The 24,681-nt window shown below is 43.2% G+C and carries 14 protein-coding genes and 2 tRNA genes; 14 read left to right on the forward strand and 2 right to left on the reverse strand.

Annotated features, from left to right (window positions below):
- From NTX44_10495 to tadA, 8 genes are all read left to right on the forward strand, one after another.
- On the forward strand, nt 1-188 hold a 188-nt coding region (locus NTX44_10495; protein MCX6122029.1), incomplete at its 5' end, for a hypothetical protein.
- The gene (locus NTX44_10500; GenBank protein MCX6122030.1) at nt 137-6,994 is read left to right on the forward strand and encodes a fibronectin type III domain-containing protein; all 6,858 of its coding nucleotides are present in this window, start codon (nt 137-139) and stop codon (nt 6,992-6,994) included. The genes NTX44_10495 and NTX44_10500, both read left to right, overlap by 52 nt.
- A gap of 82 nt (nt 6,995-7,076) precedes the next feature.
- A complete protein-coding gene (locus NTX44_10505; GenBank protein ID MCX6122031.1) occupies nt 7,077-9,584 on the forward strand; it encodes a hypothetical protein in 2,508 nt (835 codons plus the stop codon).
- 639 nt (nt 9,585-10,223) lie between these two features.
- Nucleotides 10,224-12,056, forward strand: coding sequence for a YgiQ family radical SAM protein (locus tag NTX44_10510; GenBank protein ID MCX6122032.1), 1,833 nt, complete (start codon nt 10,224-10,226; stop codon nt 12,054-12,056).
- Between the two features lie 133 nt (nt 12,057-12,189).
- Nucleotides 12,190-12,263, forward strand: a tRNA-Arg gene (locus NTX44_10515).
- A gap of 52 nt (nt 12,264-12,315) precedes the next feature.
- Nucleotides 12,316-12,573, forward strand: a complete 258-nt coding sequence (locus NTX44_10520; protein MCX6122033.1) for a GIY-YIG nuclease family protein — start codon at nt 12,316-12,318, stop codon at nt 12,571-12,573.
- 280 nt (nt 12,574-12,853) lie between these two features.
- Nucleotides 12,854-13,282 (forward strand): hypothetical protein, encoded by a 429-nt coding sequence (locus NTX44_10525; protein MCX6122034.1) that lies wholly within the window; start codon nt 12,854-12,856, stop codon nt 13,280-13,282.
- 58 nt (nt 13,283-13,340) lie between these two features.
- The gene (tadA, locus tag NTX44_10530) at nt 13,341-13,823 is read left to right on the forward strand and encodes a tRNA adenosine(34) deaminase TadA (protein MCX6122035.1); all 483 of its coding nucleotides are present in this window, start codon (nt 13,341-13,343) and stop codon (nt 13,821-13,823) included.
- A gap of 6 nt (nt 13,824-13,829) precedes the next feature.
- On the opposite strand, the gene prfA is transcribed toward tadA, so the two are convergent.
- A complete protein-coding gene (prfA, locus tag NTX44_10535) occupies nt 13,830-14,900 on the reverse strand; it encodes a peptide chain release factor 1 (protein MCX6122036.1) in 1,071 nt (356 codons plus the stop codon).
- Between the two features lie 7 nt (nt 14,901-14,907).
- Nucleotides 14,908-15,999 (reverse strand): DUF1385 domain-containing protein, encoded by a 1,092-nt coding sequence (locus tag NTX44_10540; protein MCX6122037.1) that lies wholly within the window; start codon nt 15,997-15,999, stop codon nt 14,908-14,910.
- Nucleotides 16,000-16,103: 104 nt separating this feature from the next.
- Here NTX44_10540 and NTX44_10545 point away from each other — a divergent pair, with 104 nt between their 5' ends.
- The 6 genes from NTX44_10545 to NTX44_10570 all read left to right on the forward strand — a co-directional run bounded on the left by NTX44_10545 (nt 16,104) and on the right by NTX44_10570 (nt 24,671).
- Complete coding sequence (locus NTX44_10545) at nt 16,104-17,939, forward strand: U32 family peptidase (protein MCX6122038.1); 1,836 nt, start codon at nt 16,104-16,106, stop codon at nt 17,937-17,939.
- A 158-nt stretch (nt 17,940-18,097) separates the two neighbouring features.
- A tRNA-Leu gene (locus tag NTX44_10550) sits at nt 18,098-18,183 on the forward strand.
- A gap of 97 nt (nt 18,184-18,280) precedes the next feature.
- Nucleotides 18,281-18,556, forward strand: a complete 276-nt coding sequence (locus NTX44_10555) for a GIY-YIG nuclease family protein (GenBank protein MCX6122039.1) — start codon at nt 18,281-18,283, stop codon at nt 18,554-18,556.
- A gap of 380 nt (nt 18,557-18,936) precedes the next feature.
- Nucleotides 18,937-20,196: an MFS transporter gene (locus NTX44_10560; GenBank protein ID MCX6122040.1), complete on the forward strand. Its 1,260-nt coding sequence runs from the start codon at nt 18,937-18,939 to the stop codon at nt 20,194-20,196.
- Nucleotides 20,197-20,417: 221 nt separating this feature from the next.
- Nucleotides 20,418-23,954, forward strand: a complete 3,537-nt coding sequence (locus NTX44_10565; GenBank protein ID MCX6122041.1) for a hypothetical protein — start codon at nt 20,418-20,420, stop codon at nt 23,952-23,954.
- Between the two features lie 207 nt (nt 23,955-24,161).
- On the forward strand, nt 24,162-24,671 hold the full coding sequence (locus NTX44_10570; GenBank protein MCX6122042.1) for a methylated-DNA--[protein]-cysteine S-methyltransferase: 510 nt from the start codon (nt 24,162-24,164) through the stop codon (nt 24,669-24,671).
- Nucleotides 24,672-24,681: the final 10 nt, after the last annotated feature.

A 24,681-nucleotide genomic window follows, 5' to 3' on the forward strand; every position in this document is an offset into this window, starting at 1 on the left:
TATACAACTCAATCCAAATTTCAAGGATGCAGGGAATAATGATTTCCGAATATTGGAATCGTCGCCGTGTGTGGATGCGGGAGATCCGAGTGATTCGCCGGGAGAAGAGCCAGCCCCATACAATAGCAGAATTGATATGGGTGCTTATGGTGGAACGAAATATTCACCGTATTTACCAACTAACTTAGCTCCTTCCACCCCTAAGAACCTCATCGCCATTGCTGGCAATGGAATGGTAACTCTAAAATGGAACAAGAACACAGAGAACGACGTCCTGAGATATCGGATATACATAGGAACCGACTCAAATTCAGTTTCACTCAAAGACTCATCGGCTTCTATACTCGATACTGTTAAAATCGTTACTGGTTTACCCAATGGCGCGATATATTATTTCCGCGTCTCAGCAATGAACAACTTGAGGTTAGAGAGTGGGAAAAGTTATGCTGTGAGTGTCACAATTCCAAATGTTCAATCACCGACGATCACACTGACTTCACCGATTGGTGGAGAACTGTGGAATGAAGACCATACGCATCCGATCCAATACCAGGCCTCCGATCAAGTTGGAGTTACACGCATCAAGATACTCTATTCCACTAACGGCGGTCAAACCTATACAACTATTGTTGATAGTACCCGGAATTCTGGTTTTTGTAATTGGACGGTTCCGCGCATACCTTCGACGCTAGCGAAGGTAAAAGTGATAGCCTACAACGCACAAGGTTTCTCAGCATCAGATTCAAGCCATGCCAACTTCATCATATGCGATGTATCGTCATATGTCCACGCAACAGGGGCACTCTCGCTGACCGTGCGGAACGATGGAACGATTGGAACAACCGATAGCCTGCGGCGATTCACAGAACCTTCAATGGAATACCCTCCCGGTTCCAATAAGCATCACCTGTATCTCGGCGAATTGGTGATTGCAACGATTCGAGGAACCGATACGATTACGACATCATTGTACGGAGATTATTTCACACCCGTTGGCCTTGTAACTGCTATCAATCATGGATCATATATTGAAACGCAATCGCACTTTATTGACAAGATGTATCTTGGACTTGATCTGACACAACGCACCTTCGGAATAGCAGGTCAGGCCTCCGTTATCGTTTCCTATTCGATCAAGAACACGGGCACGACATCGTTCCCGGCTTTTTACGTCGGCTTCCATACCGATTTTGATCTTAACAATCCGGCATTAAACCTTCCAGGATTTGATGTAGTGAATAAGCTTGGTTACATGTATGATGCGCAAGGTGGATGGACAAGCTATGCAGGCATTCGTCTTCTTGATCGCTCGATAGGAGGATTCAAAAGAATTCTGGGAACAGAAGGCTTTCCGACGCCAGGAGATTTCTATCGGCGAATGACTGCGGCAGGAAATGATAACACCTCTTCCGATGTACAAGCCGATCATCGGATTATTGAAATGCTGCCGGCAGTGAATTTGCCGATTGGCGAATCCACAACTGTTACTTTTGCGCTGGCCGCTGGTGCCGGACTCACAGGTCTCCAAACGGCGAGTCAGCAAGCTCAAACTCAATGGACACAGATCAACGTTGCTGCCCCCACTCCTCCACGAAACCTCACTGCCATAGCTGGCAATGGCCAGGTGACACTCAGGTGGAACAAAAACACCGAAGCTGACTTCTTGAAATACTTTGTGTATATGGGAAGCGACTCGATAACGATGTCGCTCAAAGACTCTACTTCAGGTGGAATAAATGATACTGTTCACTCAATTACTCAACTGCTCAACGGCACGAAGTATTACTTCCGTGTTACAGCATTGAACAGCGCAAGGTCGGAAAGTGCGCAAAGTTATGCTGTTAGTGCAACACCAAAAGTTCCAACAGTTATCGTACCTATCGGTACCGGAACAATAACAGATAGGCATATTCCCGTTGAACCATATTATGGATATTCATATTCTCAGGTTATCTACCTTGCTTCAGAAATTAACAATTTTGGAAATATTGTAACCCTTCAATGGTATTTTTCCGGTTCTTCGTTGTCTTCTTCAAATAATTGGACTATTTATTTGGGACATACTACGAAAACTGCGTTTAATTCTTCAACTGATTGGATTCCTCTCAGCAGTCTGACACAAGTATATAGCGGATCGTTTTCAAGTCCGTCAGAATCTGGTTGGATCACATTTGATATTACAGATTTTGCTTATAATGGATTAGACAATCTTGTTGTTGCTGTCGATGAAAATGCGAGTGACTTTAATAGTTCATCGGATGATTTTTATTGCACATCTGTGAGCAACACACGAAGTATCTATTATTATAACGATTCCGATAATATCGATCCTTCTTCTCCTCCGGCAGGAACCACGCAGTCTTATATCGCTAATATACAGGTAGGAATTTTTCAACCACTTATAATGCCGCCTCAAAATCTTACCGCTGCTGCAGGCGATGGGCAGGTAACGCTGAAATGGAATAAGAACAAGGAAGCAGATTTATTACGATATCGGATTTATTGCGGCACGTCACCTCATCCAACGACGAAAGTGGATTCTTCGACAGCCTCAAATCTTGATACGACGAAGATCATAATTGGTTTAACCAACGGCACTACTTATTATTTCCGTGTCACAGCAATTAATAACACGGGGTTGGAGAGTGGATATAGTAACGAGGTGAGTGCAACACCAAAACCAGAAGAAAATATTCTACGTCTTTCTCCGTTTGCGGTCTCTAGCCTTTATCTAAACGAACAAATTGCAGCTGATACGTTACGAAATGGGAAGCTCTCTAACCGCGTCTATATATTGCAGCGCGGTGGTGTCTATCGGGTTAACACAAGTATTATGAATTATAACTGGACGTTGCGTATTCGTGCCAACGACAGCACAACGACTCAAAAGCCGATCATCTTTCTTTATCCTTCACCAACAACAGGCGTTCTGCCTGCTCAGTTTATCAACGTTTCAGGTGATGTTGAGTTAAAGAACCTTATTGTTTCTGGATACTATGAGCTAGCAGATACAAATCTACGCAGTCTTCAAGGAACATTATTACGCGTTACTACAACATCAGGATGGAAAATAGTAATTGATAGCTGCATTCTTTCAAACGCTATGAATCACATTAGAACTGAGGTTGCTGCATCCGTCATAAAGGTCACAAACACGGTTTTCGCTAATATGGGATATTTAGGTAAATCGAATGTGGGTGCCGGAAGAGTTTTCGATTTTCGCGAGGTATCAATCGATTCACTTATAATCCAGAATTGCACATTTGTCAATTCGCTTGATCGAATTATACGACATGTGGGAATAACATCACCTTATACAACAAGTCCAATAAAGTATATACTCTTTGATCATAATACGCTCGTGAATGGAACAGGGTATCATGGAATATTAGCATTCGGAAATGTGAGCGATCGAAGTATCATCACGAATAATTTACTCTTCGACGCATTTGCATTGGGGAATGATACCGATTATACACGACAGCTCAGTCCGGAATTTGCTTCGAGTGGAGAAAAGGATCGCTATGATAGAAATCGGATAACGTGGATTTACTCGGAACCGAATCAAACTGCACAATGGACAATCTCGAATAATTATTATGGTATCAGTGACTCTGGCAGAGCATTCTATAACCAGTATGCTTCAGCTGGTGTAACAGGTGAGGGTTCACCATTGACCTGGCACATCAACAGCCGGTTAGGAGCCGACTCGATCGGTGCGTTTAAGAAGATCTGGATCGTTCCGTCAAAAGTACCCGCATTGATGACAGAACTTATGCGATGGTACCGCTCACCATCCGGCGGTAATAAGACAAAAAATACTCCAGCAGCATGGATTTATGGCGACGTGAATACACATCCATACGCCGATCCGTTTGATTATGACCGGAAGGGATACAGTTGGCTGCAGGATTCGTTAAACTGTTCTTATTATTCCAGCGTCAAGCCTTCGAGTACCGATGGAAAAGTTGTCGGCGATTCAAGGTGGAATTTCAAAGGGATTGTTAGTGATCCATATGCTCTTCCTGCTGCTCCACAAAACCTCACTGCCATAGCCGGTAACGGCCAGGTGACACTCAGGTGGAGTAAAAATATCGAAGCCGACTTCCTGAAATATCGTATTTACCGCGGCACAACGTCAGGCGGAGAAACGCTGGTTGATTCTTCATCCGCGTCGATTACTGATACAATAAAAACGATAAGCGGACTTACCAATGAACAGATCTATTACTTCCATATTACAGCAATGAATACCGCGAGATTGGAGAGTGGATATAGTAATGAAGTGAGTGCGACGCCAACGAATAATCCTGTTCTATCGGTCAATCCTGCGACACTATCTTTTAGCAGCCTAATAGTGAGCACGACGTCTCCAGAAAAGACATATTCCTTATCTGGCGCCAATTTATCACCTGCAACCGGCAATATAACAGTGACAGCACCGACAGCGTTTGAAGTTTCGTTAACGAGTGGTTCTGGGTTTACCTCGTCAATTAATGCTTCGTATACAAATGGAACGCTCAGTACAACTGTTTATGTGCACTTCAAGCCAATATCACTTATTGCTTATAGTGGAAATATTTCAAATTCAGGCGGAGGTGCGACAGCACAAAGTGTCTCGGTATCAGGGACCGGCATTCAACAGATTACCATTCCTGCCGCACCAACTAACTTGTCAGCAAGTGTAATTTCAGGTTCACAAATCAATTTATCCTGGACAGATGTCTCGAACAACGAAGATGGATTCAAAATTGAAAGAAAAATTGGCACCAGTGGAATATATTCGCTTCGTGTGACACTTGGTGAGAATGTGCAAAGTTATTCGGATACGGGATTGGCAGAATTGACAACGTACTATTATCGGATATATGCATATAACACAGGCGGCAGTTCCGAATATGCCAACGAAGCATATGCAATTACAAAAGATACCACTGCACCGAGTGCTCCAACAGCGGTGCAAATTTCCCCATCGATTTGGACGAATCAAAATAAATTCGATATCGCTTGGACAAATCCGAGTGATCCATCGGGCATTGCAAAAGTGTGGTACACGATTGATGTAGTGCCGACAGTTGCTCAACCCGGAACAGGCGTTGGTATTACACAGGCACAATTGCAGGTGACACTTGCTGCTGGCACGAATTCCGGCAAGCATACTATATATATGTATTTGGAAGATGGAGCGAACAATAAAGATCCGAACAAAATCGCAAACGTTATAGTGAGATATGACAACAATAAACCAGCTATAACAGATAACTCTACTCTTCCAACGGTAACGGTAGAAAATGGAAATGCATCACCGCAAGTGATTATTACATGTTCGGCAACTGATGGCGCTGGTGAATCCGGGGTGCAGTCATTCGTGTTGCAATATATTCGTGTAGGTGATACTCAAATTGATTCAAATAGTATTAATGCGCCATTCGATGTTACAACGAACAAACAAATACCAACGAGTGTATTTGTCTCCTCCGATGGAAAGGCAAAAGGAGTAAGTTATCGACTGAAAGCAGTGGATACAGCGGGCAATGCAACATCAACTCTCTGGAAGTCAATCGTTGTACAAAATGCATCGACAGTAACCATTAACACACCAACAACGTTTCCTGCGGCATCAAACTATGCAAGTACCGAGATAGTAAAAGCATATCGAATATTTTCGATTCCATATGATCTTAATGATAAAAGGCCAGTGGACTTTATTCCACAAAGTCTTGGTGATCATGCAAGTAACGGTATCAATTATTACAACTGGCGGTTGCAGCGCTATGTCAACGGTGTAAAACAGGACTATGAGGATTTCAAGAATGATCTGACTGCTGCAGCACCCGGTAATGGATTCTTCCTGATTGTGCGTGACCCACAGAAGAAAATCTCAATTGGTCCTAATAAAGAAGTTCCGGCAGATTTAATGAATAACACGGGTATATCATTAGCCAATGGATGGAATTTAGTAGGAACGCCCTTAAATATGGATATCAAATTCGATAGTCTTGTATTTAGCGGCGGGACATACGCAGATCGAGCATATTACGACGGCGCAGGATCAGTAAGTGGATGGCATAAGAGCGGTGCAAATATTGACGTTATGAAAGCATGGGAAGGTCTTGCTATAAAGATGAATGGAGCAGGAACAATGCGTTTCCGAACTTTAGGGCCGCAGTTACGTGTGGGAGAAAAAGATGGTATCTATGGAAAAACGATAACTGCTGGAGCGCAGGTGTTATCGAAAACCGCGATGAATTGGATTGTATCAGTGGATGCCTATCGTTCTGACATAGGAATGCGCTGTGAGGGGAACAGTATCGGAATGGCACAGGACGCTCGTGATGGACAAGATGCATATGATTCGTTTATGCCGCCGTTCGTTGGCGATCGGAACGTCGCCGTCTATTTCCAAAATCCCGATGGTGCAATGATGCGAGATATCCGTCCCTTGAATGACGACGGCGGTGTATGGGATATGCGCGTCATAACTGGAGATGCAGCAGCGAAGGTGAAGCTGCAGTTTGGCGATGTCATGAATCTCCCGAATCCGCAATTTGAAGCCTTTGTTATCGATATTGATCAAAGGATGGCGTACAACCTGAAAGATGTGTCAAAGATAGAGATTAATTCTGGAAATGGTGCACGGAATTTAAGAGTTGTTGTAGGTAAGAAATTATACATCGAACAGAACAATGCAGGAGTAGAATTATATCCGACAACAATGAAATTATTTGCAAATTATCCGAACCCGTTTAATCCAGAGACAATCATACGATACACAGTGCCGAATGCATCGCCAAGTTATACTGTCATTCTGAAAATATTCAATGTTCTAGGTCAAGAAATTACTACCTTAATAAATGCTCAGCAGAAATCCGGGTATTACGAAGTGAAATATGCAGCACAGAACCAAAGCTCTGGTGTCTATTTTTATCAGATCAATGTCTCGGATGGTATGCAGGTATTCAAGGATGTCAAGAAGATGGTGCTCATGAAGTGAGCCGTTGAGTATTAGAGCTCATGGAAAATGGAAGCTCAAATTACTTTAGGTTACGAGGGGAATAAATTAAGGAGAAATAACGATGAAAATTTTTGGACTGATGCTTCTTCCTGTGATGATGTCAGTCACGCTTATGCTAGCGCAAGACCAGAAAGAATGGCCGCGCATTATGGTTATTCTCGACGAGAAGATTGACAATCAAGAAGTCGATGCACGGTTAGTCGCATCAAAAATAGAAGAAATATTTTTAGAAAAAGGATTTCGGCTGGTCGATAAAACACAGTTCGAAAATGTCCGCGCGCGTGATATCGCAATTGCTGAAGGTGATCCTGCGCGCGCGAAAGAGCTTGGGACACGCTACGGTGCAGAACTTATTATCGTCGGAAAATCGGCAGGTACATTGGAAGACGAAAAAGATTTCTACGGAGTCAAGAATTTCGAATATGCAGCGAAAGGCGATTGCAAAGTTCTCATCACAGATACAGGTGAACTCATTGCAGTTTCGTCGAAAACTTCCAAAAAATCTGCGGGCGGAAAAAACTCGGCGGCAAACTACTGCATGGCGACACTTGGTGAAACGCTGGCGAATGATCTCTATTATAAAATCCGCATGAAGTTGAAAGAAGAAACAGCGGGGATAAAAATTGTGCAGCTCGCTTTTATTGGAATTGATCAAAAACTTCTTTCGGAATATGAAAAGACTCTCCCGCAAGAGATGCGAATGATCGAACGGTTAAAGCTGCGGTTTCTTGAAAAAGAAGCGGCAGTATTTGAAGCATCGATCAATGGTTCGATCGACGATCTCCGCAGCGAATTTGCAAAACGGAATGATCTCATTGTTATCAGCTTCACAGGCAATCGACTGGATCTGAGCACGAAAGAATATGCAGAGAAGGCGAAGGGAAGCTCTTTTGTCACCAGTCCGCTGGAAATTACAGAATTCACTGTAGAAAATATTTTTCCATCTCAGGTGAATTATTATGCCTACAATCCGCTGGCAAAGATCGATATAGAAAATTCTGCCAAATCGGAAATCAAGAATGTGAAAGTTTCCATCTTCATCCCCGGTTATATGCAGCTTCCATCTGAGCAGATTGTCCCGAAGATTGATGCGGGCGCGAAACAAACATTTAAGCTGCCAGTAACACTCGATGCGAAACAGCTCTACGGCTTAAGCGAAAATGCCGTCGCACAGGCGAAAGTCGAACTCAGTTACAGTTACACCAACCAGCCGCAGACGCGTTCTCTGGTCAAACCTGTAACGCTCTATAGCCGGAACACGATTAATTGGAAACGTGCAGAATCTATTGGTGCTTTTGTTACGACCTCGGATGAAACAGTGGTGAGCTTTGCGCGGTATGTTGTCGGCAGTCTTTCTACAGATGATAAACTAAAATCCAGACTCCCAAGAGCAGTAGTCAATGCAATGGCTGTTTGGGATGGCATCCGTGCAAACGGTTTTAATTATGTCTCCGATCCTTGGAAATCAGCGGATGCAGATGTGCTTGATGTCATCGAATATCCCCGGGAGGCATTAGCATCGCGCACAGGCGATTGTGATGATTCGTCCGTACTATTGGCAGCATGCCTGGAGAATATTGGCATCCGGACGAAGTTCATTGCAACAAATGATCATATTTACATCATGTTCGATACTGAAGTAGTTCCGAAGAATGGCTATATGATCAGTCAGGATGAGAATGAATATATTGTGCATGAAGGTTCAATTTGGATACCTCTTGAGACGACGATGATCAATAAACCGTTCATGACGGCATGGCAAACTGGCGCCGAAGAATATCATAAGGCCATTGCAGAGAATGCAAAACTTGAGATCATTGATACACGAAAAGCAATGGCTGCATTTCCAGCAACAAATCTCTCGCTTGCAACAAAACCAGTGAATCCGCCGCCAACAGAGAAGATCGTATTACTTGCTTCTCAGGATTTAAGTGAATACGAAACTCACCAGCGTGAAATTACAACAACGGCGGTGAACGCTCTTGCGGCATACACAACACCTGAGGGAAAAAATAAACTTGCCATCGTGCAAGCAAAAGCGGGTAATTTTGAAGAGGCTGTTTTCACGTTAACTGGTATTGCTACTCCGCAGGCAGAAAATACATTGGGAAACATCTCTTTATTGAAGAACGATCTCACAGCCGCTCAAGAACATTATCAAAAAAGTCTCGATTTGAATAAAGAAGACGGCGGTGTATATCTGAACTTCGGATTAGGACGTTATCTTGCAGGTTTTCCTGATGATGCAGTTGAAGCATTTAAAGTTGCAGTTTCCAAATTTGAATCTCCGGAGAAAGCATATGAGGTTCTAGGTTTGGGCAATGTGAAGGAAGCGCTGGGTATGCGTGGTGCAGAAAAAACCGAGAAGAAAGTTTCAAAAAACGATATATTTACTTTGTTGAGCAGATCGCTTCAGAATATCCCTGATAAACAGGCATCGAATTCGCAGGCGGCAAAAGTGCGCGAGAAATACAAGAATGAACAGAATCGCTTCGTCTTTGGCGGACGCCGCGGCGCCGATCCAACACAAATCGCCAGCATAAAAGAATTTCTTTATTGGAGAGAATAACTTTTATTATAAAATTCCCGATATCTTCCTATAACGTATTCTAGGTAGATATCGGGAATTGAGATTCACCTCGGAAAAATCTGCCTCTACATCATTTCTACCTTCGCAGCTGCGGTATATGGTGCAAGCAAGACTTTGTTGCGTATACAATCCGATTTCTAAAAAGTCGTTGGAAAGTGATACACGATGAGCAAAGGGGAATCATAAAATCCGAGTTCGCAGAAATATTTATCCTGCCAAAGTCATTCATTCATCGATGTTACGCAAAAAAGGAAAAAAAAGACTGTCATTCCCGCGGATTTTTAGTCCGTTTCGATTAATAAATCGAAACGAGATCTCGACAAAGTCGGACGGGAATCTTGAATAAGATGCCCGATTATCCCGATTGATATAATCAATCGGGACGGGCATGACAACTTCATTTCATGAGGTGCATTTCCTGTCTGCGTAACATGGGTTCTTCAGTTCATCCATTGACCGAATAATTTTTTTCCTCGCTTCATGAGCCGTCGTCCGGCATTCCTACATGTCTTCCAAAGAATATTTCTATCTCCTCATGCATTGGCAGATATTGGGCAAAGAAAATATTAAATCGTATATTATGCAGCATTTGAGAATCTGAAAATATTAGATAGATGGATGAAAAGCGTCACAGGTCAAGTACATAAAAAGTGTAACTGCTTTCCCACTTCTGTAAAAGAAATGCGGGAGCTTGGTTGGGAACAAGCCGACGTCGTATTGTTCACAGGAGATGCATTTGTTGACCATCCGGCATTTGGTGCAGCTGTTGTGGCACGAGTACTGGAACATGCGGGATATAAAGTCGCCATTATTCCGCAACCTAATTGGTGCGATGATCTGAGGGATTTTAAGAAAATGGGAGCACCCAGATTGTTCTTCGGAGTCACTGCGGGCAATATGGATTCTATGGTGAACCATTACACGGCGAACAAACGCCTCCGTTCCAATGATGCATTCACGCCTGGAAATAAAGCACGGCAGAGACCTGATTATGCAGTGCAAGTTTATTCAAAGATACTGAAATCGCTCTATCCACAAGTTCCCTTGATCATCGGTGGTATTGAAGCTTCGCTTCGAAGACTTACGCATTATGATTATTGGAGCGACTCTTTGAAACCCTCAATATTGATCGACTCACATGCCGATCTCCTTGTTTATGGAATGGCAGAAAAAGCTATTGTGGCAGTGGCTGATAGATTACACAATGGTGAAAAAATCGAAAGCATAACACAAGTTCCTCAAACGGCTTATTGTGCAAAAGATTTGCCATCTCTTGAACATGAAACTATGGCGGTTCTTGCATCATTCGAAGAATGCGTAAAGAGTAAAAAAACTTTTGCCCGCAATTTTGTGATAACCGAAGAGGAATCAAATAAAATTGAACAACAATATCTTGCTGAAAAGGTAAAGGATACGTTTGTCATTATCAATCCACCGTTTCCCGTCCCCTCGCAAGAGGAGATGGATAGTATTTATGATCTGCCGTTCACGCGCCTGCCGCATCCAAGATATGATAGAAAAGAACCGATCCCTGCTTATGAAATGATCAAGGATTCTGTGACAATCCATAGAGGATGCTTTGGGGGTTGTTCCTTTTGCACTATTTCCGCTCATCAAGGGAAATTTATTTCAAGCCGGTCACTTGGTTCTATACTGAACGAATTGAATACTATTGCTGCTGCTCCATCTTTTAAAGGGCATATTACTGATTTGGGGGGACCTTCAGCAAATATGTACATGATGAAAGGCATCAATCAAGAACAATGTGCTCACTGTAAACGTCCATCGTGTCTATACCCCGTTATTTGTAAAAATCTGAATGCCAGTTCCACACTGCTCATTGAACTATACAAAGCAGCAAGAAAAGTGAAAGGAATCAAAAAAATCACTGTGGGAAGCGGAATCAGGTACGATCTTATCATTGACAAAAACAACAAACCCGTGGCTCCTTCTTCTCTTGAATACCTCGATGAACTTGTTGTTCATCATGTTTCAGGCAGATTGAAAGTCGCGCCTGAGCATACTTCAGAAAAGGTTTTAAAACTTCTGCGTAAACCTGCCTTTGAATTGTTTGTTCATTTATATAATCGATTTACAGCGATCTGCAATAAAAACGGGTTGAACCAGCAATTGATTCCCTATGTTATTTCAAGCCTGCCGGAAAGCGGGGTCGATGAAATGGCGAATCTTGCAGTTCAAATGCAAAAATTAAATATGAAACTTGAACAGGTTCAGGATTTTACTCCCACGCCCATGACATTGGCATCGGTTATGTTCCATACAAAACTTAATCCATATACCTTGGAAAAAATAAATATACCGACTTCACTACAAGAAAAGAAAATACAGCAGCTCTTTTTCTTCCTCACTGATAAAGCAAAGCGCAAGGAACTTAAAGGTGAACTTTCCAGAATGAAACGGTTTGACATCATCCAACTTCTTGGCTTGTAGTTCATCAGAATTATAGAATCGTTGCATTGTTGCAAGACGTACGTTTGTTTTGTAAATTATTGATGAAGAAGATATCTGCACCTGTAGCTCAATCCCGATACAAATCATCGAGGATTTCGCTCCGAGTGCTCACGCACCCGTAGCTCAACTGGATAGAGCATCAGCCTTCGGAGCTGAGGGTTGGGGGTTCGACTCCCTCCGGGTGCACATATTTTCATCAAACTTTTTGAGTTGATGTACAAAGTTTAATTTTATACTAATGAATGGTTCTTCAAGAAAATATAGTACTTATATATTGCAAAGTCTTGTTGATCATAAGCACTATACTGGTCTTTCATCGGATGTTGAGAAGCGTCTAAAGATGCATAACGCTGGTAAAGTACAATCCACAAAGAAACGAAAACCATTCATCCTCATTTATCAAGAAGTCGCCGAAACACTTTTGGAAGCTCGTAAGCGAGAGAAGTATTTTAAGTCTGCCGCCGGAAGGCATTTTCTTAAGAGTTTGAAATATTAAGAATTCAATTATAGTTGGGGGTTCCCTGCCCGACTGCTGACGCAGTCACGCAGGCGGGGACTCCCTCCGGGTGCACAAGAGTGGTGGGTCTGTTCTGTTAAAATCGCTGATATCATCAAACACTGTTCGGGGGGTACTTTGAATGAATCCTATTAGAAAGATTTACGAAGAGGCGAAAAAATATTTTATAAAATATCCCGCGGTCCTTTCAGGGTTCTTCATTTACAGCTATCTTTTATTTTGCATCGTACAATTTTTTATCAAAGTGAAGTACCTTCCTATGCATTCTTCATTTTATCTTGTGAATGTCATTGACAGTTTTGATGCCTTTCCATTTATGTGGTTTCTCTCAGTAGCATTAGTGAAGGTTATTGACGTGCGGACGAAACTACATGAAAGCGAGGAACAACGGCTCATAGCTGAACGAGAAAGGCAACTTCAGCAAACACAACTTACAACGCTGCATGAAGTAGCCCGCGGGATACAACATCAGATTAATAATCCGCTCTCAATTATTATGCTCACGTTGGGATCTGCACATAAAGCTGCCGCAGGCAATCCGAAAATAATACGCAAACTCGATACAATAGATGAAGAAGTAAATCGAATAATCGCAGCATTATCGGATTTCTCAAAAGTAAATACCTATACCGTAGAATCCGTTGATTCGCATGTCGGCGATATTGCATCACGAAGTATCGTTCGTTAAACCATTTCATGTAAAACCTATCAACGAAGTAATCACGACCGTACTATAAAAAGTATTTATGATAACGCAACATGAACAATGGATGAAAATCGCGCTTCGAGAAGCTCAGCGTGCTTTCGATGCAGATGAAGTGCCGGTAGGAGCAATCATTGTGCATGAGGGGAAAATTATAGGCAAGGGATATAATCAGATAGAACAACTGCAGGATCCAACCGCTCATGCCGAAATAATTGCAATTACTGCAGCTGCCAATCACTTGCACTCGCGGCGGTTGGAGAATTGCACGCTGTATGTTACGCTTGAACCATGTCCCATGTGTGCAGGCGCTATTGTTCATGCCCGCATTCCAACACTTGTGTTCGGTTCATACGATCCTAAAGCTGGTGCGTGCGGAACACTGTACAATATAGTTGAAGACCGGCGGCTGAATCATAGCGTTCATGTCGTGGGAGGAATTTGTGATAAGGAAAGCAAAGTATTGCTGAAAGATTTCTTTGCTCAGAAGAGAACTTTTCAACGAAGTAAGACATCCATACAATAGGCAGCATTATGCCGTTGCGTTTTGCAGCTTCTCTGCACGCTCGGCAATTCGTAATTGTTCAATCAATTCATCTAATTCCCCGTTAATCACGCGGTCTAAGCTATAAATTGTATATCCGATTCGATGGTCGGTCAGCCGGTTTTGCGGAAAATTATACGTCCGTATTTTATCGCTTCGATCGCCGCTTTTCACCATCGATTTTCGCTGCGCTGCCGTAGATTGTGTCTGCTCTTCGAGTTTTATCTCGTAGAGTTTCGCCCTGAGCATTTTCATCGCTCGTTCTCGATTCTGAAATTGCGATCGTTCCTGCTGACAGGCAACAATAATGCCGCTTGGCTTATGTGTGATACGCACAGCTGTCTCCACTTTATTCACATTCTGCCCGCCTTTGCCGCCGGAACGATACGTATCAAGCTGAAGATCAGCCGGGTTAATATCTATTTCTACATCTTCCACTTCCGGCAGTACAACAACTGATGCCGCTGAAGTATGGACACGTCCTTGGGCTTCTGTTTCAGGCACGCGCTGGACACGATGCACACCGCTTTCGTACTTCATCACGCCATAAGCACCTTCACCGGATACAGCAAAGACAATTTCCTTAAAGCCGCCCTTTGCGGTTTCATTCCAATCCATCAACTCAACTTTCCAGCCTTTTCTCTCTGAATAGCGGGTGTACATTCTGTACAAATCTGCCGCAAAGATTGCAGCTTCCTCACCGCCTGTGCCCGCACGAATTTCCATGATAAAGTTCTTCGTGTCATTAGGATCAGGAGGAATCAGCAATATCTTCATTTCTTCTTCAAGCTGAACTATCTCGACCTTAAGCCGGTCGTATTCTTCTTGCGCCAGAGATTTCATTTCCGGGTCACTTGTAGAATCCAGCAATTCCTTGCTGCCATTAAAATCGTGATAAACTTTTTTATAACGCTGCCCGGCTTTGACAACCATTTCCAAAGAATGAAATTCTCTTCCCAGTTCTCTGCTTTTTTGCTGGTCGGCTGCAATTGCCGGATTGCTCATCAATTTGCCGACTTCATCGTAGCGCTGAAATATTTTTTCTAACTTATCAATCATTCAAATCTCATACTTTCGCTGATAAAGAAGTCGAAGAAACCGTTACCGGGATTGGTTGTAGAATATATTTTGCTGGATCGTCTTGACCCAGCGCGCATTTAAGTGCTACCAAAGCAACTTCTATTTGCGACTCAGTCGGCTCCTTCGTCGTAATACGTTGAAGCCATAATCCCGGTGCGATCAATAGTCGACCCCACCAGGTGGTGCCATGCTTTGCGGAGAATTTTATGATTTCGTACGCCAACCCGCCAACGATAGGGATAAAGGGCAAATGCGTCAGCAGGCGGATGGGCAGCGTGATACTGGTCAGGAACATGAGTAAAAATGCATCGAGAAGACTGAAGGAGAGAATTGCGACAAACGCAACGATGAGGAGAAAGCTTGTCCCGCATCGAGGATGAAAGCGGCTGTATTTTATCACGGAATTTGGGACGAGCGCACCTTTCAATTCATACGCGAATACAGATTTATGTTCGGCGCCGTGATAACGAAACAGCTGCTGAATATCTTTCATGAACGAAATGCCGGCCATATAGAGAAGTAAAATGGTAATGCGAATAGCGCCGGCTACAAAGTTGAATGTCATTGCAGTTTGTTCGATAGCGAATACTTTCGTCGTCAGATAGAGCGGTATGACAAAGAAAATTCCTATTCCAAGAGCAAGCGCGAATACAAGCGTTGCTATAAGAACCAGTTTGGACTGAGACTTGGTCTGAGACTTAGGATGTGATTTTGTTTTACTCTCAGAATTATTTTTGCCGACTGCACCATTATTTTTTACTTCTTCGATTTCAACATCAAGCATTGCAATCTCGGCAGAAAAGTTGAGTGTTTTGATGCCGAGATACATCATATCGATAAGTCCAACTGCACCGCGCACGATAGGTACATTCAGCCATTTATATTTTTCCGTAACCGATTTATAGACCTGTTGTTGTACTACGATTTGGCCATTTGCCCGCCGTACTGCTGTAGCAACTGAACCGGGCGCACGCATCATGACGCCTTCAATCACTGCCTGTCCGCCGACCTGCATTGGTTTGTTGGGATCATAGTCAGGGTTTGTCGGAATCCATTCTTTGTTTTCTTGGCTCTGCAATCATTTCTCCTGTTATTTTATTTGAAATATACGGAAGTTTTTCCGCGCTATCAATTTGAGAGGGAAGAGAAGTTTCTCTACCTTAATAAAGAGGTGATTGTTGAATGAACAAGGAAGAAGCTGTACGACGCATAGAACTTCTCGCTCCAGCGAAGAACTTAGAAACCGGCAGAGCGGCAATCAATCATGGTGCTGATGCAGTGTACGTTGGTGCGCCAAAGTTTGGGGCACGCGCTGCTGCAGGTAATTCGTTGCAGGACATAACCAAACTCGTGAACTATGCACATCGTTATTGGGCAAAGGTCTATGTTACACTCAATACGATATTGTATGATAATGAATTAGATGAAGCGCTCGCACTTATTCGATCAATTCATGAGGCAGGTGCAGATGCCCTCATTGTTCAGGATATGGGATTATTGGAGCTTGATTTGCCGCCGCTTCCGATCTTTGCCAGTACGCAAACGCACAATTATTCTGTTAAGAAAATCCAATTTCTTGAAAAAGTCGGATTCCAGCGTGTTATTTTGGCGCGTGAATTATCGCTGAAGCAATTGCGCGAAATAAGATCGAGCACGAAAATCGATTTGGAATTTTTCATCCATGGTGCACTATGCGTTAGTTTCAGCGGGCAATGTTATCTCAGTCAGGCGACACAAGGGAGAAGTGCAAATCGCGGTGAATGTGCGCAGCCTTGTCGTTTGCCGTACACACTCACGGACAGTTCGGGAAGCGTTCTTGAAGAGAACAAATATCTGCTTTCACTGAAAGATTTAAATCTTTCTGAATATCTTCGTGATTTGATCGAAGCCGGTGTGTCTTCCTTCAAGATTGAAGGTCGCTTGAAGGACATCAACTATGTGAAGAATGTAACGGCATTCTACAGACAAAGAATTGATGAAATAGTAGAAAAGGATGGGTCGCTTGTACGAGCATCGTCCGGGAAGACAATGATAACATTCCAACCTCATCCATCTAAAACATTTAATCGCGGATTTACGGAACACTTCATCCGGCGAAGGAGTAAAGATATTCTCTCTCTGCACACACCGAAATCTATTGGAGCATATTTAGGGAAGGTGAAGCAGAGCGAACGAAATTGTTTTATTCTTGAGACAGCAGAGATATTGCACACTGGGGATGGGATTTGTTTTTTCGATGCACAAAATGCGCTGCAGGGCACGAACATAAACAAGATAGAAGGGAAGAAGATATTTCCTTCTGAAGCCGGTGGAATTGAAATCGGAACTACGATCTATCGCAATTATGATTATGCGTTTGCAAAGGAACTCCAGGCAGATACAACAAAACGTCTCGTTGCAGTTAGGATGCAATTCGTTGAAACAAACGATGGCTTTGCTGTTTACATTGAAGATGAAGATGGTGTAAAAATAATGATTACTAAAGTTTGTGAAAAGACTCCTGCAAAAAATAAAAACCACGCGGAGGAAACTGTTCGTCGTCAACTTACAAAATTAGGTGATACGATTTTTGTTTGCGAAGAAATGAATGTGGTCTGGAGTCAGCAGTATTTTCTTCCTGTCAGTGTGTGCAATGAATTGCGGCGTGAAGGAATACACCAATTGGAAGAAGAACGATTAATACTGTACAGTAGAAAAATCTCTTTTATTCAACCCAACAATGAGCCATATCCGGAAAGACAATTAGATTATTTGGCTAATATCGCAAACAGAAAAGCAGAAGCATTCTATCATCGGCATGGTGTAGAAAATATTGAGAAAGCATTTGAGCTGCAAAAAGGGACTAAAGGAAAGACTGTCATGACGATGAAGCACTGTTTGCGTTTCCAATATGGTCTCTGTATGGGAAAAAACATTTCCGATGCAGAACCGTTATTTTTACAGGATGCAAGGAATAAGTACCAGCTTGAATTCGATTGTGAAGCTTGCCAAATGCGAGTAGTGGTAAGTAACGAATGACGAGTCACCAGTGACCAGTGTAGAGCGACTCTTCAAAGGATTCGATGAACTCACCGCAGGCGAGCTGACAGAATTATATTTCAATAACGATATTTAAATTAATTCACGCAAGATGAGTTGATTCGAAAGAGAAACTTTAATAAATTAAAATATTGTTTGCCGAAGTGGCGGAATTGGTAGACGCGCTGGACTCAAAATCCAGTTCGACTCAAATCGAGTGGGGGTTCGAGTCCCCCCTTCGGCACATATCAAGCTCGGAGAATTTTTTATCAAGTTTTTTTATTTTCTAGTAAACTCTCTTGGAATCAAGCGCACCCTTCTATAAGTTAATTCTGTGATTAATGTCGAAACATAGGTATACGGTATATATTCTGCGTTCTTTGAAAGATTGCAACCTCTACGTCGGGATGACTTCAAATATTGTTAGTCGATTGAAAAAACATCAAGCTGGCGGAGTACCTTCGACAAAACATCGTCGTCCTTTGGAAATTGTTTATTCAGAAGAATGTCCGGATCGTGAAACCGCACGTAAGAGAGAAATATATTTCAAGAGCGGACCAGGTCATCAAGAAACAAAGAGGATTCTTGAAAGACGCGTCCCGACTTCGTCGGGATAAACTGGACTCAAAATACAGTTTACCCCGTTCTACGGGGTTCGACTCAAATCGAGTGGGGGTTCGAGTCCCCCCTTCGGCACAAAAAAAGCCTGTGAGCATTATGCTTACGGGCTTTTTCGTTGTGTCTGTTGGAAATGCAGCCTGGCTTACTTAATTTATTAAATGATATTTCGGAAAGTAAGTTGATGCATAGCCACGACGTTTACGTCGTGGACAAATAAAGTTGAAACAGCATCGGCTTCAGTCACATTTTGAATCGTTTTGGGCTAAAGCCAGGATTTTTATGAGACAATAAAGCCACGACCTGTCCCGAAGGGATGGCGTTGCCAAAGGTCGTGGCAATATTTTATACATTTATACATTACATAAGTTGTTAAGCGATGAATAAATCGAATATCTTATCTCAAGAAAACGATCCATATGCAGCTCTGCGATATCCGGAGTTTCGCAATCTTGTTCTGGGAAATTTTTTGCTCACGTTGGCGCTTCTTGCGCAAGAAATTGCGATTGGATATGAACTCTATCGCGTCACTCGCGATCCGCTTTCGTTAGGATTGATTGGACTTGTTGAAGCGGTCCCTTTTATTTCTTTTTCTCTCTTCGGTGGCCATATTGCTGACAAGTACAGTAAACGTAAAATCCTGTTGCGGAGCGTAGGAGGCGTTGCCCTGAGTTCAATAATGCTGCAGATTGTTGTACGGCAGCAGGGCCATATTTCTCAGGCAGCTTTTCTTATTGCAATCTACCTCACGATTTTTATTATCGGATTCTGCAGAGCATTTCTATCTCCCACTGCAACTTCTCTTCGTGCTATTCTTGTCCCTATAGATTTATATGAAAATGCTTCAGCGTGGGGCAGTTCTGCCTGGCAGGTAGGTGCTATTGTAGGTCCAATGATGTCTGGTTTTCTCTATGCATGGATTGGATTTGCGAATACCTTACTTGTTGTGATTGTTATGGTTACCGCATCTTTTTTCCTTTTTAGGCAGATCGGAGAGAAACCTGTTCAGGTGGCGGATGATCAAAGTGAAATCATCGCCAGCATAAAGCAGGGAATAGGTTTCGTTTTCAAAACAAAAATTATCCTGTATTCCATATCGCTTGACTTATTTTCCGTAATGTTTGGTGGAGTGATGGCGATTCTTCCCATCTATGCAGAGGACATTTTACATGTCGGGGCACAAGGATTAGGAATTCTTCGCGCAGCCCCCTCACTTGGCGCTGTTATTACATTGTTCTTGCTGACGCGCTTCTCTCCCATGCATCATGCTTGGAGAAATTTGCTTATCTCTGTTACAGGATTTGGTATTTCCATCTTACTATTTGCTGTCTCACCGTGGATGGGACTTTCGGTTGCGATGCTCTTTATAGGGGGCGCTTTTGATAGCATCAGTGTCGTCATTCGCGCAACAATATTACAGATAATGACTCCCGATGAAATGCGTGGCAGGATTATGGCAGTGAATGGAATATTCCTTGCTTCATCTAATGAGCTTGGCGGCTTTGAATCAGGACTTGCCGCAAAACTCATGGGGACGGTTCCTTCTGTCGTGTTCGGTGGTGTAATGACACTACTAATCGTCACTTGGGTTTATTTCCGAACTGGTGACTTGAAGTATGTTGAAGTGAAAAAATCCTGAAGGGATTCTATGATATCTGTCAGAAGATATAATAGGGATTTCTCGACATTCATCTCTGTCTATAATCTCTTTCTATAAAGAAGTTGTAACAATTCATTCTCTTCGTTATCTTGCAATAACCATATTCATGGTTAACCGGAATAAGTCGATATAGTGCGTTTAGGAGGAAATTATGAGATATTGAGACAAATCTTTTTTCAGGAATATCCTCTACGCACTCAATGAAGTATTTGCTTTCTATCACCATTCTTGTCTTGTTGTTTCATTCAGCCCGTCTTTCCGCGCAGTCTTCCGGAACGGTTACGTATTCTGGTATCCATTCCCATACGATTATACTCAACACGATTGATACAATCTATCAACTTCCAAAAGAATTTATTATTGAAGGAAGTGAGCGCATTCTTATCGATTCAACAGCACATTTACTACGTTTGCGTGATTATCAAATAGATTATCGCTACGGTCATATTCTATTTTCTTCAGTTCAACTCAAACGAATTGTTTCCGATTCAATTCCACACAGGATGACAGTCACGTTCCGCACGCTTCCGATCAACTTCAAACGGGAATATGCACTCCGGCAATTAGAAATACGACGGGATTCTGATGGTGGTAATACAACGCTTATCTCACAGCCATCACGCGGGTTACTCTCGGAAGATTTATTTGGTCCGGGTTTCCAAAAAAGCGGATCGATTGTCCGTGGTTTTTCTGTCGGTTCTAATCGTGACCTATCGTTGAATTCCGGCTTCCGCATGCAGCTTGCAGGCAAACTTGCTCAGGATGTTGACGTAACGGCAGCGCTGACAGATGAGAACTCACCGATTCAACCTGAAGGGACTACACAAACGCTTCGCGAGGTTGATAAAGTGTATGTTGAAATAAAACATCCTCACTATTCTGCTACACTAGGAGATTTCAATTTACAGATTGATCAAAAGGAAGGAGGTGAGTTTGGAAGGTTGAATCGCAAATTGCAAGGTGCGCGCGGGGTTGCTTCATTCGAACGGATTGCAGGCTCTGATGTCGATGGATCAGTGTCATTTACCGGGGCGACAGCGCGGGGCAAGTATACAACAAATCAATTTCAAGGAATGGAAAGTGTGCAAGGTCCGTACCGTCTTACGGGAGCAAACGGTGAAAATCGTTTGATTGTCATCGCAGGAAGTGAACGTGTCTATTTAAACGGCGAGTTGATGACGCGCGGAGATGTGAATGATTATACTATCGATTATTCCAGCGGAGAGGTGACATTCTCGAGCCGTCGATTGATTACGAATGCGTCGCGGATTGTAATCGATTTTGAATACACCGATCAACAATTTATTCGAAATCTTATTGCAGGTACGATAAGCGGAAAAATATTCAGCAATGGATTAACATTGAATGCATCATTTGTACAAGAGGCGGATGATCCGGATTCTCCTATCGATGTAGCGCTCAACGATACAACTCGCGCCATCCTTCGGCAAAGCGGTGCAGATCGGATGACGGCATCGGTCTCTGGAATCATGAGAGCGGATAGCGGCAAGGGGCAATATATTTTGCACGATACACTTGTGAACGGTATACATTATCCGATACTTATCTATGCACCGGGAGATTCGCTCGCATTCTTTTCGGCAAGTTTTTCGCCTGTAGATTTGGTGCCCGATACATCTGCCGGATACGTACGTGTTGCTGCCGGACAATTTCGTTTTGCCGGAATCGGCCAAGGAAGTTATCTCCCTCTCCAATTTTTGCCCATGCCGCAGCTTCATCAAATTTTTGAAGTGAACGGTCAAGTTGCTCTCTCATCGGATTTTTCTGTTTCCGGTGAATATGCAATGAGCAATTTCAATCAAAATAGATTTGCCAGCCAAGAGAGGAGCAGTCTTCAAGGCGGTGCGTTCACGTTTACCGCTCACTATAATCCGAAACGACTGCTTCTAGGTGGAAAGAATGTAGGGGAAGTGGATGCACATATCTCCGATCGATTTGTAGACCGGCGCTTCGTTCCGCTGGATCGTGCAAATGAAGTGGAGTTCAACAGGAAATGGAATCTCAGCGAAGCAGCCGTTGCCAATGAAGAAATTCAGGAATTCTCTCTGGCGTATCTTCCGACACGGAGTGTGAACAGCGCTGTGTCGTATGGTGTGCTGAATCGTTCGGGAGAAGTGCATTCCAGCAGAACGCAAATCAATCTTGGAATTGCAGACTCAAGTTTACCGAACGCTCAATACCAAATCGAAAGAATCAACACAAGCAACACACTCTTGCAAGATGAATCGCACTGGACTCGTCAGCGCGGAACAGTGGAATATGAAATTGCAAAATGGCGCCCCAGCATTCGCATAGAAATGGAAGAACGCATTGCTGCACCGAGCGGACAAGATTCAATGCGTCAAGGCAGTTTTCGCTTTCTCGAAATTGCCCCGCGCCTTTCCACTGCCGAATTCTGGAGAATGACTGCCTCTGCCGAGTATCAAATACGTACGGAAGACAGCACTGCTGACGGAAGTATAAGCCGTGCATCACGATCTCTGACGCAACTTTACAATTGGCAGTTGAACGGATGGCAATCTTTATCAAGTTCGCTCACCTTAAGCATTCGCACTGTAGAGTTTACTGATGAATTCAAGCACCGTGGGAATTCTAATTCTGACGGCGTTCTGGTTCGCTCCCAAACACGTTACACTCCTCTGCAGCGTGCTGTTGAAACTGATCTCTACTATGAGTTTTCCAACCAACGTTCTGCGCGCCTGGAGCGGCTATTTATTCGCGTAACAAAGGGGAGCGGAAATTACAAATACATTGGTGATGTGAATAACAACGGAGTTGTTGATGAAAATGATTTTGAACTCACGCGTTTCGATGGTGATTATATCGTTGTCTATATTCCGAGCGACCAGCTTTATCCTGTCGCAGATCTTAAAACGAGCGTGCGTTTACGACTGCAACCGGCACGTTTGATTCCGGTTGCATCCACGTGGCTCAGAAAAGCTCTGCGGGCAATTTCAACCGAAACATATGTACGCGTAGATGAGAGAAGTAAGGATACGGATACCAAACAAATATACTTGCTTAATTTCTCGCATTTTCTGAACGATCAAACGACGCTCGCTGGTGCACAGCAATTCACGCAGGATGTGTTTCTCTTTGAGAACAATTCCGATCTCTCATTTCGGTTTCGTTACAACGAGCGATATGGATTAACACAACTTGTCTCGTCAATAGAAAAAACCTTTCAGGAGGAACGATCCGTACGGATCCGATCGCAACTTGTGCAAGAGATCAGTAACCAGACAGACTTTGTTAGCAAAATTGATCGAATGACAGCATCCGCGCACTCGTCGGAAGAACGAGAACTGGTTTCCAATGCACTGCTTTCCGATTTTTCTTATCGGCCGACGATGAATTGGGAATCCGGCTTCAATTTCGGCGTCACGGAAGTGGTTAATCATTTCGGTGGAAAGAATGCAACAGCAGATATAAATGAAGAGGGAATGAGGATGGTGCAGTCATTTCCTGGCGTCGGACAGTTACGTGCGGAACTCAAGCGGGAAGAAGTGTCGTTGACAAATATCACCGATCCCAATGCATCATTGCCCTATGAATTCACTCTCGGTAAAGCAGTAGGACAAAGTTATCTTTGGCAGTTGACATTCGAGTACCGCATCACTGCGAACCTGCAATTGTCACTCAATTACAATGGACGGAAGGAAGGAGGAGGACTGCCGATCCATTTTGCGCGCATGGAAGCGAGAGCGTTTTTCTAATTACTGTCAAGGACTATTCTCAAGAAGGAGTCGAAAGAATCAAGAGACCTCTTGCCTTTCAAATACCTTTTCGTTATACTTTTTCCGGCTTCAGCCCGGGAGCATTTCTCGAAATGCAATTCAACAACAAATCGATTTCGCATACGAAAGAATGAAAATGAAATTTGATGAGACGTTGGACCTGTTTTTTTAGGACAGTGAGAGAACATGGAAAAAATCTACTATTCGTCGTTTAATTCAAAAATCGGCACCATTCATATTGCTTCAACAAAATCGGGTGTATGTAAAATTAGTATTCCGGCTCAGACAAAAAAAGAATTTCTCGTATGGCTGCAAAAGAAATTCGATGGTGCTGAACTCGTCGAAACATCGACCAAGAATCGTCAGATCATCGATGAATTGAATCGCTATTTTGACCGGCGGCTTGTGAAGTTCCACAGCCGGCTCGACCCGGTGGGAACTGAATTTCAGCGCCGTGTGTGGTGTGAGTTAAAACGAATTCGCTATGGGAAAATGATTTCATATAAAGAACTTGCGAAACGTGTCGGCGTTCAGCGTGGCTTTCAAGCAGTAGGAAAAGCAAACGGGGCCAATCCGCTTCCCATTGTTGTGCCATGTCATCGCGTCATCGGATCGAATTCTAAGCTTGTAGGGTATGCTGCTGGTTTGAAAACGAAAGAATTTCTTTTACGGCTCGAAGGCGCATTGCCGGTATGATTTTGAAATG

Source organism: Ignavibacteriales bacterium (genome assembly GCA_026390575.1).
Classification (GTDB): Bacteria; Bacteroidota; Ignavibacteria; order UBA10030; family UBA10030; genus Fen-1298.